The sequence below is a fragment of the Microvirga sp. BSC39 genome, from assembly GCF_000739015.1.
Lineage (GTDB): Bacteria > Pseudomonadota > Alphaproteobacteria > Rhizobiales > Beijerinckiaceae > Microvirga.
In genome coordinates this window covers 1-12,678 of sequence record NZ_JPUG01000075.1, presented here as the reverse complement: position 1 = coordinate 12,678, position 12,678 = coordinate 1, and the positions used below count along the sequence as shown (strand labels likewise).

The 12,678-nt window shown below is 58.4% G+C and carries 13 protein-coding genes; 4 read left to right on the top strand and 9 right to left on the bottom strand.

Annotated elements, in window-relative coordinates; translation table 11 throughout:
- Positions 1-138: 138 nt before the first annotated feature.
- Positions 139-1,053: a LysR family transcriptional regulator gene (locus MA07_RS20530; protein ID WP_036356093.1), complete on the bottom strand. Its 915-nt coding sequence runs from the start codon at positions 1,051-1,053 to the stop codon at positions 139-141.
- Positions 1,054-1,336: 283 nt separating this feature from the next.
- On the opposite strand from MA07_RS20530, the gene MA07_RS20525 reads away from it, so the two are divergent.
- Positions 1,337-2,455: an NADH:flavin oxidoreductase/NADH oxidase gene (locus MA07_RS20525; RefSeq protein ID WP_200879411.1), complete on the top strand. Its 1,119-nt coding sequence runs from the start codon at positions 1,337-1,339 to the stop codon at positions 2,453-2,455.
- Positions 2,456-2,494: 39 nt separating this feature from the next.
- Here MA07_RS20525 and MA07_RS20520 read toward each other — a convergent pair whose 3' ends face one another.
- The 7 genes from MA07_RS20520 to MA07_RS20495 all read right to left on the bottom strand — a co-directional run bounded on the left by MA07_RS20520 (position 2,495) and on the right by MA07_RS20495 (position 8,989).
- Entirely contained in the window at positions 2,495-3,298 is an 804-nt protein-coding gene (locus MA07_RS20520; protein ID WP_152568953.1) for a hypothetical protein, read from the bottom strand.
- Between the two features lie 147 nt (positions 3,299-3,445).
- The gene (locus MA07_RS29120) at positions 3,446-3,985 is read right to left on the bottom strand and encodes an ureidoglycolate lyase (RefSeq protein WP_200879409.1); all 540 of its coding nucleotides are present in this window, start codon (positions 3,983-3,985) and stop codon (positions 3,446-3,448) included.
- Between the two features lie 447 nt (positions 3,986-4,432).
- Positions 4,433-5,149, bottom strand: a complete 717-nt coding sequence (locus MA07_RS20515) for an ABC transporter ATP-binding protein (protein WP_036356089.1) — start codon at positions 5,147-5,149, stop codon at positions 4,433-4,435.
- Positions 5,149-5,865 carry an ABC transporter ATP-binding protein gene (locus MA07_RS20510; RefSeq protein WP_036356086.1) on the bottom strand — a complete coding sequence of 239 codons (717 nt, stop codon included), beginning with the start codon at positions 5,863-5,865 and terminating at the stop codon, positions 5,149-5,151. The genes MA07_RS20515 and MA07_RS20510 overlap by 1 nt, the downstream gene beginning before the upstream one ends.
- Positions 5,843-6,796, bottom strand: a complete 954-nt coding sequence (locus tag MA07_RS20505; protein WP_036356084.1) for a branched-chain amino acid ABC transporter permease — start codon at positions 6,794-6,796, stop codon at positions 5,843-5,845. The genes MA07_RS20510 and MA07_RS20505 overlap by 23 nt, the downstream gene beginning before the upstream one ends.
- Positions 6,793-7,677: a branched-chain amino acid ABC transporter permease gene (locus tag MA07_RS20500; RefSeq protein WP_052003380.1), complete on the bottom strand. Its 885-nt coding sequence runs from the start codon at positions 7,675-7,677 to the stop codon at positions 6,793-6,795. The genes MA07_RS20505 and MA07_RS20500 overlap by 4 nt, the downstream gene beginning before the upstream one ends.
- Positions 7,678-7,798: 121 nt before the next feature.
- Entirely contained in the window at positions 7,799-8,989 is a 1,191-nt protein-coding gene (locus tag MA07_RS20495) for an ABC transporter substrate-binding protein (protein WP_036356079.1), read from the bottom strand.
- Between the two features lie 223 nt (positions 8,990-9,212).
- Here MA07_RS20495 and MA07_RS20490 point away from each other — a divergent pair, with 223 nt between their 5' ends.
- Together MA07_RS20490 and MA07_RS20485 are read left to right on the top strand one after the other, a co-directional pair.
- The gene (locus MA07_RS20490; protein WP_036356076.1) at positions 9,213-10,604 is read left to right on the top strand and encodes an amidase; all 1,392 of its coding nucleotides are present in this window, start codon (positions 9,213-9,215) and stop codon (positions 10,602-10,604) included.
- Between the two features lie 280 nt (positions 10,605-10,884).
- A complete protein-coding gene (locus MA07_RS20485; RefSeq protein WP_036356073.1) occupies positions 10,885-11,145 on the top strand; it encodes a hypothetical protein in 261 nt (86 codons plus the stop codon).
- Between the two features lie 60 nt (positions 11,146-11,205).
- Here MA07_RS20485 and MA07_RS20480 read toward each other — a convergent pair whose 3' ends face one another.
- Positions 11,206-12,345: an IS630 family transposase gene (locus MA07_RS20480; protein WP_036345333.1), complete on the bottom strand. Its 1,140-nt coding sequence runs from the start codon at positions 12,343-12,345 to the stop codon at positions 11,206-11,208.
- A gap of 58 nt (positions 12,346-12,403) precedes the next feature.
- On the opposite strand from MA07_RS20480, the gene MA07_RS20475 reads away from it, so the two are divergent.
- Positions 12,404-12,678: helix-turn-helix domain-containing protein (locus tag MA07_RS20475; protein ID WP_052003083.1), on the top strand; the 275-nt coding region annotated here is incomplete at its 3' end.

Below are 12,678 nucleotides of genomic sequence, written 5' to 3'. Positions count from 1 at the left end.
CAGGCGATCACCAAAGGACCCATGTCGTCACAGTGCGCTTTTGATACGCCACCTGGCTGTCGTTCCTCAGCCTGGTCACATAGCATCCTAGGAACCTTTAGCCTGTCTATTCGTATGTTTTAATGGGGGATATAAAAACTATTTATAACCCATGGGCGCTCTGCCCTTAGTGCGAACAGCAACATCCTGGGCGAGTTCGGCAAGTGAACGCATGGGCCGACTGTCGAGACCATCAATCCAACTCGCGGTAAAGCTGAGATCCGGAAGCGGATCACTCTCCACCTCAAGGATCTGCAGTTCACCAGAAGCAAGCTCCTGGTCGAGGAACACCGGCGTGATTACAGCCGTTCCAATACCGTCTAAAGCCATGCGCACAATCATCGAAACTGAAGCGCTACCGTACATGCGAGGCGTCTTTACTCCAGCGCGCATAAGCATATCACGCACCATTTGGTAAGGACTGCTGTTGGATGGATGAGTGATGATGGGCCGACTTGCTATATGATCCAGCGTTACCAAAGGGCCCTCTAGTTGCAGTTTTGGACTAGCGACCCACGAGAGCGAATAAGTGCATAGTGGAAGGTTCTCGATCCGCTCCTCGAGAACAGGCCCCATCAGGAACGCGATGTCGATCTGCCTCGACCGAAGGTGAGAGCGAAGCACATGTGTACTGTCGACCTCGATTTCCAAGACAAGCGCCGGATAGGCGCTGTGCACTTCCTCAATAAAGGTGGATAGCCAAGTCTGCACGATCGTTTCAGCGACACCAATTCGAATCGTGCCACTCATGACATTTTGGTCTTGGGCCGCCTTCAACATATCGCGTCGCACCTGCATCATGCGCTCAGCGTGCGAGAGCATTTCCTGCCCCTTAGCCGTCAGTGTCACGCCTCGCACGTCACGCTCAAACAAGCGCACCCCGAGAGCGGCCTCCAGCGAGGCGATACGCTGTGACACCGCAGGCTGCGTTGTCCCGAGCTTCTCAGACGCCGCTCTCAGGCTGCCCAGTGCAGCAGCCCAAAAGAACGTTTCAATGTTTCTAAAATCGATCATTAGGGTCGGTTCGGCGATCAGAGGCAGCTTGCTTTGCGGTCACCATACCCGGAGTCACTGCGGTTCGCGATGCAATCAATGCAACCTCCGGCGATGCAGCACAGGAGCTTTGCTCTCAATTTGCCAAAGTAGTCTATATGGCTCACGAGCGAGGTCCTATCGCCTTGCCACACTGTTCGCTCTTGCGGGTCTGGAAGGGTGAATGCATCTCTTCTGAACACCCCACATGCTTATCCCATTCCAGCAAGTTCAACACTTCACCATCACCGTGCAAAAGGAGTGAATTGTGAGCCGCCTTTTCGAGCCTATGCAGATCGGCAATCTTCAACTGGACAACAAAATCGCAATCGCGCCTATGTGCCAGTACTCCGCAGAAGGAGGCCTCCCGAACGACTGGCACTTGATCCACCTTGGGCAACTTGCCCTATCGGGTGCAGGCCTGCTGATCCTTGAAGCCACAGCTGTCTCGCCACAGGGTAGGATTTCGCCGTACGATCTCGGTCTTTACTCCGATGAAACTGAGGATGCTTTTGCCCGTCTGCTGAAGGGAATCAAGCTGCACTCCGCCATTCCGCTCGCCCTTCAGCTTGCCCATGCAGGCCGAAAGGCCTCAAGCCGAGCCCCATGGGAGGGCGGCGCCCAAATCAGCCCAAACGAGCCCCTAGGTTGGGAGACAGAGGCTCCATCAGCCATACCGCATGCTGAGGGCGAGAGTGTACCTGCAGCCCTCGACAGAGATGGCCTCAAGCGCGTCCGTGATGATTTTGTGAATGCCACACGGCGGGCAGCACGACTAGGCTTCGATGCAATCGAAATCCATGCAGCCCACGGCTACCTACTCCACCAGTTCCTCTCGCCGATTGCTAACAAGCGTGAGGACGAATACGGCGGCAGCCTCGAAAACCGGATGCGCTTCCCACTTGAGGTCTTCGATGCTGTCCGTGATACTTTTCCCGCAGATCGGCCGGTCTGGGTACGGATTTCCGCGACGGATTGGGTTCCCAACGGTTGGGATATTGAGGGAACAATCGCCTTGGCGAAGGCTCTTCAGAGCCGAGGCTGCGCCGCCATCCACGTATCCACCGGAGGGGTTTCGCCGGCACAGGCAATCACACTCGGACCAGGTTATCAGGTACCCTATGCAAAGCGAGTAAAGGCTGAGGTTGGTCTACCAACGATTGCCGTTGGGCTGATCACCGAACCTGAGCAAGCAGAAGGCATTATCGGAGGCGAGGAAGCAGACATGGTCTCCCTCGGACGCGCCATGCTGTACAATCCGCGCTGGCCCTGGCACGCTGCCGCCAAACTCGGCGCCCAAGTTCATGCACCCAAGCAGTACTGGCGCTCGCAGCCCCGCGAGCAGAAAGATCTCTTCAAAAACACCCAATACGGACAGCGGTGAGCAGCTTTCCAATAAGCAGATAAACGAAAGTCGGGATGATCAAATCCCGGCTCTCTCCCCTAAACGCCAGCGCCGTACTGCAATCAATGAGGCGTTCCACCCGATGCTCACCGCCAAGGCTAAGATTAGCGCGACGGGGGCTCCGAGGCGCACGGCGCATAAATGCAGCAGACTGAGCGCTCCTACGAAGCCGAGCATACCGGGCACGCCATTGGCAACCACGGATGCCGCTGCCGTGCCGCCCATACGTGGCTGCAGAACTAAAGCTACGCTGATGAGGACGACAGGAGCCAAAGCAGCCGCTGCAGCGATCGAGGGACCAAGCGTCCTCCCTACTACCAGCGTTACGCCGACAACAGTCATAACCAAGGCTGCACGGAAAGGAACGTCCCATGCTCGCTTCTTTGGAGAAACGGGCACGGCAGCAGTGGAGAATTTGCGCGTGAGCGGTATGGCGAGAGCATATACCGCTATGTTCAGCGCAAGGGCACTCCCAAGAGACCATTGCCACTTGAGAATAGCCGTTATGGCGATGACCCAGACTCCTAATGCAGAGCCGACGCTCGGCAGAACTCCAAACCGTTGAGCAAGGGCAACATAGACAACCATGTAGATGACCGTCGCTGCAGAGACGGGCAGGCCGGCCAAGGCGCTAGCTGCTATGAAACCAGAACCATGATCAAGCGCTAGAAAGACATAGGCTGGCCCAGCCGAAATCGGCAGGGTCACAATCATAGCGCCCAAGAACGGACCGCTTCGCTCCACCACCAGCGATGCTCCAACAACGATCGCCGCGCTGGTCAGCATCTTCATCACAAGAAGTGCCCAGAAAGAGAAGTCCAAGATTTTCAACCTTTAATGACTTGCCGTGAGGAGGCACCAGATTGTCGGAGCACCAAGGTACATATGAGAAACCTGCTTTCCTTATATGGGCATAGAACTGGATTCTACTGGTCGTTTCCGGCTGTGCTCCCGGTCTTTTTGCTGATCTCACCTTGTCATGTGTATCGGCTGTATGTCTCTGAGACTTGTCTCCCGCGCTGGATGAGCATTGGCAAGGTGACCGATAAGATCAGCCGTTGTTGATCGACGGGTTAACATCAGGCATGTGGCTTCCGGCCCAATGGTTCGCGTCGCATGCCAAACGCCGGCATGCATGCAAATTCCGACCCCAGGAGACAAGTGAAAGGCCCGGACAGTGGCGAGATCGGGAGCACCCTCCCCATCACTCAAGGCTACGACTTGAATGATTTCTCCGATCAGGGGTACGACCGCTTGCTGGGTCAGATGATGAACCTCTAGGCGATTGATCGCCTGACTAGCATCGTTATAGGTCACCCAAAGGACCTCTACTTCCCCATCTGGTCCTGGATCGAACAGATGCTCCTGCCAAAAGGCAGTCGCAGCGTTCCGGTAGGCTGTGGCACCGGCTGCTGGCGGATATGGCTTACCGAGCATCCAGCCGAATGGAGCAACGGCAATCGAGTCGGGACGATGAATGCTCACCGCATTGTTGATTGACATGCCCATTCGTTTCCCTTCTACGTGCCCGGCAAATCTGACGACGTGCATAACAGGTTGATAGTCAGCTTGGCATGTGAGGACACTTCCATAACGGCAAATGGCGGAGTCGAGCTCACATGCCAGTTTTGAGGCTGTCACAATACTGAAGAGCCAATTCCCCTCCTGGTAGGAACATTACAATCCCACAAAACAGAGAACTTGAGTTCTCGCGCTCGCACCAGACCTTAAGCAAAGAAACCTGTGACTGGCCCCTAGGATGGAACCCGGCTAAGAAGCGTCGAGAAGCTCCTCAGAAGCTCTTGGACAGCCCAATAAGAAGATTGGCACCTTAGTGCAGCGGATGATGCTGCCAAACACCCCAATTTGCGTCGTAGAAAAGCGCCGGCGGATATCCACCGTACGATCGTCCGGAAGTTTCCGTCCGTGATTGCCTTAAGGCTCATCAGTGAAAGCCTAAAGGCCAAGATAAGCCTTACGGATCATCGGGTGCCCTTGTAACTCCTCTGAAGGACCATCGAGCACCTGCTTGCCATTCTCGAGCACGTAAACCCGGTGGCTGACAGCGAGGACCTGTTTCACATTCTGCTCCACCAGCAGGATTGGAAGACCAGTCTCGGCGACCCGCCTGATCGCTGCCATCACTTCTTTGACAAAAAGCGGCGACAGACCGAGACTTGGCTCGTCCATGATGAGCATCTTGGGTCCGAGCATAAGAGCGCGCGCAATAGCCACCATCTGCTGCTGTCCACCGGATAATTGGCCAGCCATCGCGCTGGTGTAGCGGACAAGGTCGGGGAATAGGGTTTCGACCTTCGCCATGTTCTCGTCCCGGGCTGCCTTTGCTTCCGGCAAATAGGCCCCGAGCATCAGATTTTCACGGACGGTCATATTGGGAAACAACTGACGACCCATAGCTACATGAGCCAATCCCTTGCGAGCCATCTGATGGGGCCGTGCACCCTTGAGCTCCTCGCCATCGAATAGGATGCGTCCGCTCCACGGAGTAATCATGCCTGAGATCGCCCTGAGGATTGTCGATTTGCCGCTACCGTTTCCCCCAACGAGGCCGACCAACTCGCCGCGATCCACATGTAGAGTGGCACCGAACACCACCTTCAGCGCACCATACCCAAGGTCGACATTGTCAACCTGCAGAATTGCCTGCCCCATCAGTCGGTCCCCAAATAGGCTTCGATCACGCGCTCATTGCTCGTTACCTGCTGCGGAGTGCCCTCAGCGATCTTCTCGCCACTGGCGAGTACAATAACATGATCGGACAGCTCAATAATCGCCTCCATGATGTGTTCGACCATCAGCACCGCGAGACCTTGAGCGCTTAACGATCTCACGAAGGCGATCATCTCCCGCAACGCAGGAGGATTCAGACCCGCCATGATCTCGTCGAGAAAGATCACCTTCGGCTTTACGGCAAGCGCCTTCGCCAGCTCCAGCCGCCGTCGACGCGCAAGGTTGAGATCTAATGCGGGCTGGTGAGCGCGATCCGCCAGCCCCACCTGCTCGAGGACACTCATAGCGAGGCGCTCCGCCTCGCTCCGCCGTTTGGCCGTCAGGAACGCGGCAACGAGCACATTCTCCAGGACCGTCAACTCCTCAAACGGCCGTTCTGTCTGGAAAGTCCGGCCGAACCCCAAACGGGTCCGCTTAAATGCCGGGAGCGCGGTGATATCCTTATCGAGCAAGGTGATCCTGCCGGAGTGCATGGGGGCAAAGCCCGTCACCGCATTGAACAGTGTGGTCTTGCCGGCTCCATTCGGGCCGATTAACCCAAGGATCTCGCCGGAGCTAAGGGATAGGGAAACGTTGTTGACGGCCGTTACCCCGCCAAACTTGACGGTAATGCCGTCAGCCCTGAGCACGTTTGGCATAGAGCCTCCGAATATGTCTGCGGGCCAGCTCCCCGACAATGCCGCGGGGAACGAAAAGCACGACCACCAAGATCAGGATCCCGTAGATGAGCATGTTCGCCTCAGCGAACGTGGTACGGAACATCTCTCCCGCTCCGATCAGCACGATGGCGCCGACTGCGGGCCCCCAGATCGTCCCGCGCCCACCGATGATGGCTGTGAGGGCGATCTGCACGGACAGGAGAAGGGCGAAAATGACGTGCGGTTCAATAAACGCCAGTACGATCCCGTAAATTCCGCCGCCGATCGAGGTGAGCGCAGCGGACAGCATGAACGCCTTCAACTTCGTCGCCGTCGGATCGATGCCCGCTGCCATCGCCGAGTCCTCGTCTTCGCGAACAGCCCGTAGCTGATAGCCAAATCGGGCCCGAGAGATCACAATGACGGTAGAAATCACCACAGTCGCGAAGGCAAGCGCCATATAGAACTGGGCGGTTCTGGAGAAGAGATCGATGCCAAACGGCTCCGGGAGGGTTGCAATGAATACGCCCGTAGCGCCTCCGGATAGCCACTCCTCATTGATGGCGACCAACCGGAGGATCTCCGCAACCGCGATGGTGGAAAGTGAAAAGTACGGCCCGCGCAGGCGGAAGGTCAGCCATCCCCAAAAATAGGCGAGGACTGCCGCAACAGCGGTTGCCATGGCCATTGTCCACCATGGCGCAAGTCCGAACTGGCTCTGGCCGATGGCGACAAAATAAGCTCCGAGGCCTACGAACGATGCATGGCCAAGGCTCACCTGGCCATTCCATCCACCGAGCAGATCCCAGGACGTGGCCCAGCCGGCGAACAGCAGGACAGAGACCGCAATCGTCAGATTGTTCGGGAAGATGGCCGGGTAGGCCATACCAACAGCAAGCAGCACGCCTAGTCCAATGAGATGCTTTGTCATACGCGTTTCACCGTCCGTCCAAACAGACCCTCAGGCCGGAAGAGCAGGATCAGCAGGAACGCAATCAATCCGTAAGCCTCACGGTACTCGGACATGAAGTAAGAGGCGCCCAGAACCTCAACCACACCCAGCAGAATGCCTCCGGCGATCGCCGCACCGACGTTCCCCAACCCACCGAGAACCGTCACGACGAAAGCCTTCAGGGTGAACACGGCCCCCGTGTTGGTCGGAGTTGCAAACAGGAGCGGGATGAGCGTGACACCTGCCATGACCGCCAGCATCACGCCGAGACCAAAGACGATGCTATGGATGCGCCGCGTATCAATGCCAACGAGCTCGGCGCCAAGCCGGTTTTCCGCAGTGCCGCGGATGGCACGGCCAACTTCAGTCCGATTCAGCAGCACATAGAGTGCCGCGATCATAATGACTGTGGCGATCCCAGCAAGAAGCAGGACCATAGAGACGTTCACTCCTGCAATAGAGAAGGTCGATGAGGCATACGACACCTGAACGGAGCGCGGCTCGCCACCAAAGGTGAGCAGGATTGCATTCCCGATGATTAATGAGATCCCGAGCGTCGCCAGAAGAGCCGATTCCGGCGGCGCATCGATGACGCGTGAGAGGATGAAGCGCTCGACGATGACGCCAGCAAAGAAGCCGATCGGCATCGCAAGAAGCAGCGACAGATATGGATCCCATCCGAGCAGAGCGTTGAAAAGGACAGCACTGTACATACCGAGCACGACGAAATCGCCGTGAGCGAAGTTGATCGTGCGCATGACGCCGAACACAAGGGTCAAGCCAATTCCAATGAGGGCATAAACGCCCCCGATCAGAACGCCGTTGGCGATGTTCTGTAGAAAAATGTCCAACTCGGCCATTCCTGTTCCTGATTGCTGTCACGTGTTCATCCGCTGCAAGCAGGTGCGCGGTTACGAGCCAATCGTCATGTGTGACTGCCGTTTTGATTGGACCGGCGGCTGTGCCGCCGGTCCAACCGTGTTAGCGGGTTGACCACTCCGGCGTAGGATGCTGCGCCTGCTTCGCAGCGAGATCATCCGGGAATACCGTAACGTGCTTGCCGTCCTGGATCTGCAGGATAAGGCTTCGGATTGGGTTCTGGCCCTGGAAGCCGTCAGCACTCTTGAAGTTCACTGTCGTCACGGGCGTCGTGATGTCGGTGGCAGCCAGCGCATCGCGCACAGAGTCACGCGACTTCGGGTCAGCACGGCGCAGAGCATCGGCCGCGACCATCAGCGCAAGGTACCCCTCTGCCTCATAGAATGACGGCTCACCGCCGGCCTTTGCTTTCAGACGCTCATAGAGCTCCTGAGCGCCGGGATACTTCACGTCCTGGCTCCAGCTCACAGCCGTTGCAACATAGTCAGCCGATTTTCCGACTTGCTGGACGAAGCTCGGAAGAGCCGCGGACGTATCGATGGCGATGACTTTGGCGTTGAGGCCAACCTCACGCATCTGCCGGGTGATCGCGACACCATCCTCTGCATAAGATACAATATAAAGGATATCCGGGTTGGCGCCGCGGAAGCGGTTGAGGATCGGTCGGAAATCAGTCACACCCTGATCATAGGATTGGTCACCGACGACCTTGTACCCACGCTCCGAGGCGAGACGCTTGCCTTCCTTCGCCAGTGAAGTCGGCCAAGCACCGTTGCCGTACAGCATGGCGACCGTCTCAAGAGGTACATCTTTTTTTGTATTCTTGAGATAGTCGAAGTAATCGAAATATGCCTTTCCGACGATTGTGGAGTTGTGCTTGGCGCGGAACACCCACGGCGAACCCGGCTTCGTGATGCTGTCGTCGGCGCTGCCCAGAACGATCATCGGAACCTTCTGGCGTGTCAGGAACTGCGCAAGAGGTCCTGTGATCGAGGAAGCGTAGGAGCCGATGACAAGCGGAACGTCTTTGCTGGCAAAACTCTCAGCTGCGGCAAGCGCACTCTTCGCTTCAGACCGGTCATCCTGGATCGTGAGGGTGAGCTGCTGCCCCTTGATGCCTCCGTTCGCATTGATCTCGTCAAGTGCAACCTGAAGGCCTGTACGATAGCGCTCGCCGAACGCGGCGAAGTTACCTGAAAGGCTGTTGATAACACCGACCTCAACCTGCGCCTGAGCAGGAGCGCCGGCGATGGCCAGTGTGGCTGCCAATGCAGCGGCGATAGCAATCCTCATTTTTCCTCACCCTTTTATCTGCTTCGCTAAGAAGTCTGTCACTGCAAAAAGAGACTCATTCTGCAGTGACTTAAACCTAGTGCGCGTTCCCGCCCCGCCAAACACTTTTTTCCTCGACAGAGCTTAGCTCGAGATTATCCTCTGCTACGGAATGACATCTGTCATGGTTAGCATACAAGCGCCGCCGAAAGCGGCCATGTTTTAATATTGCGAGGGACGCTGAATGGTCGTGTTGGAACAGGATCCACTTGGTCAGGGAGGACTCTCTGGTTTCGCCCGACGGTTTCGAGCTGGCGAAACAACATCCGAACAGGCGACGCGGGCTTATCTCTCCCGCATCGAAGCGCTCGACCCGAGGCTCGGCGCATTCCAGCATGTTGCCGCCGAACAGGCGCTTGAGACCGCCCGCGCAATCGACGCGCTCTATTCGGCCGGCACGGATCTTGGTCTGCTGATGGGCGTACCGATCGCCGTGAAAGATCTGTTCGTTGTCGAAGGTATGCCCACGACAGCGGGCACCAAAATGAGCATCGACGACATCGCTGGACCAGAAGGTCCTCTGGTCAAAAGTTTACGACAAGCAGGATGCGTTATCCTTGGTAAGACAAAGACCGTCGAGTTCGCCCTCGGCATTACAGGGGTATCCAGTGCCCAGGGCACACCTATAAATCCATGGGACGCGCAAACTCCGCGCCTGCCTGGAGGCTCGAGCTCCGGTTCAGGCGTCGCGGTTGCTGCCGGTTTGTGTGCCTTCGCCATTGGTTCGGATACGGGCGGTTCAGTCCGCGTCCCCGCCGCGTTCAATGGGATTTTCGGGCTCAAGACGACACCCGGTTTCTTCTCGACCGAGGGGGCCTTCCCCTTGGCCCCTCATTTGGATACGCCTGGCCTGCTAACGCGCAGTGCCCGAGACGCCGCGATTGCTGTGGCTGCGCTCACAGGCGAACCGGAAGCCCGCCCTCTTCCGGTCGAAGCGCTCCGGCTTGGCATTCCTCAGGAGTACTTTTTTGATAACCTCGATCCAGTCGTCGAAGCGCAAATTAAGGGTGCGATGGAAGCCCTGTCGGCTGCAGGGTGCCGGTTGAGGCCTGTGTCTGTTCCCGAAGCGAGCGAACGCGAGCGCTATTTCCCCGCTGTTCTCCCGGCTTGCCTTATTGCGACCCTTGGCCGAGATCGCTTCCTTGCCGGTCGTGACCAGATGGATCCAATTGTTGCGAAGCGCGCAACCTCTGGCCTTGATGTGACGGCAGCAGATTATCTCGCTCTTGAGGCGAAGCGAACCATGTCCCGCCAGAGCGTCTCCGAGAAATTCTCAGGACTCGACGGTTGGGTCACTCCAACGACCGCAACGCCTCCACCTTCCGTGGCTGACCTGGATGACGAACAGAAGGCCCTTGATCTTGCTTTGGGTATGACCCGCAACACTCAGCCTGCGAATTATTTCGCATGTCCCGCCGTGAGCATCCCTTTGCCGCAGAAGCCTGGGAGTCTCCCAATAGGGCTGCAGATCATTTGTCCTGAAGGGGCTGATGTGCAGGCACTGTCGGTTGCACTAGCGATCGAGGAAGTGCTCGGCACTCCTGCGGCTCCAAACTTGGCCGACTTTCTGAGCTGACCAAGTGCAGGACTGCTAGAGGACACATCCTTGGGTTTATCAGTCCCCACATGGGGACTGATACCCAGACCCAAGCTCTCTTCCTGAAGCCGAGAACTCACCTGTTTAATTTCAGGTGGTCTTTGGCTTTCCATTGCGGTTCAGAAGTTGCCCCCGCTCAGCGGCAGCCGTAGCGATGGCTGAATCCAGCTCTCCAGCACGAACGGCCTCGATGAGACTGTCGATCAGCGTAGGAAGCTTGGGGAGAGGACCATTCATCTTTGTTTTTCAGGGAAAAGCGATGTCTCGGTTCTATTTCGATGTGCGCGAGGGAGCGAGCTTCATCCCTGATGAAGAGGGTCTGGAGTTTGCCAGCCTTGAGGCCGCCGAGCACGAGGCGGCCTGCACGGCGGCCGAGATCGGCCGGGACTGCCTGCCGAAGGGTGACGCCCGCGAGGTCACGGTCGAGGTCAGAAACGAACACCGCCAACGGGTGCTGACCATCAAGGTGTCGATGGATGTCGACCGCGTGGAGCCTCAGCCGCAGCCCCCGCGCTGGTGAGACAAGCGTCTGCGAGCTTCCGATCATTGCCTGTCTGGAACTAGATCCTCTACGCAGTGATTATGACCCTTTGGCGAGTGGCTCGGGCGAGGCGGTTTTGGGATAGGCGCGGCCCATTTTGACCCGGGCGTTTTCGGTGGTGAACATCCACCTGACCCGGACCCCGGCGGCGTTGCGCTCGCGCTCCCAGGCAGCGATTTCCCGCTCGAGCCCCTCGCGCGTGGCGATCCGCCGGTCCAGGCACTGGCCCTTGAGCACCCCGATCTCGATTTCGACCATGTTCAACCAACTCGCGTGCTTGGGAGTAAAGTGGTACTCCAGCCGCCCCAGGAGGCGATGCGCTTCCGCGGCCGGGAAAGCCTCGTAGAGCGCGCCGGGCGTGTGCGTCGACAAGTTGTCCATCACGACCCGGATCCGCTCGGCCTGCGGAAAGTCGACATCCACAAGCTCGCGCATGCACCGGGCGAAGTCGCATGCCGTGCGCTGCTCACTAACCTTGACCCGGCGCCAGGGCCGGTGCGCATCCACCATCACGAACAGGTTCACCGTGCCACAGCGGCGGTACTCGTAGTCGATGCACTCAATCTGCCCCGGTGCGGCCGGGAGCGGCGGGCGCGTCTCACCAATGAGTTGGACGGGGCTTTCATCGAAGCACACCACCGGGTGCTGCGGATCGGACGGCGCGGCGTAGAGATCAAGCACATCCTCCATGCGGGCGACGTATTCGCCATCAATCTTTGGCACGCACCACATCTTCTGCTGCCACGGCTTGAGGGCATTTTCAGCCAGACGCCGGCGCACTGTCTCGCGCGACAGGCTGTTGTGTTGGGTGAGCCGTACGATCTCGCCGGCCAGGAGCTCCAGCGTCCAGCGGGCCCGGCCCGCCGGCGGCTTTGCGCAGGCGGTGGCCACCAGCAGCGCCTCCTCCGGGCCTGAGAGCTTGCGGGCGGCGCCGGGACGGGGTTCCTCGCTGAGGGCCCGCTCCAGGTTGCCCTCCACGAAGCGGCGCTTGGTCCGGTACACGGTCGAGCCGCCCACCGCGATGCTCTCGGCAATCGTCTCGTCTGACACCCCGGCATCGGCCGCCAACAGGATCTGCGCTCGCTTGAGCTTTCGGGCCGCCTGCTTGCCGCCGCTGAGCATCGTCTGAAGCTGGGTGCGCTCGGCCTCGCTCAGCTCAATCCGGTAGCATATGTTCATCTCGGCCTCCCGCGTGAGAGGCCCAGCTGAATCAGCCGATGAATCGAGCGTGTGGCGGATGTCCGAGAAAAGCTTCACCGACCGGCAGGGCCAGTACCTGGCCTTCATCGATGCCTACACGCGCGTCCATGGCCGCCCCCCGGCTGAGACCGACATGCAGCGCCATTTCCAGGTCACGCCGCCGTCCGTGCACCAGATGATCCTAACCTTGGAACGGGCCGGCTTGATCCGCCGTCAGCCCGGAGTGGCGCGAAGCATCGAGGTGTTGGTCGCCCCTGAAGGCCTGCCCCTCCTCCGCCATCCCCAACCCGTCAAATCCTCTGGGCCGAGGAT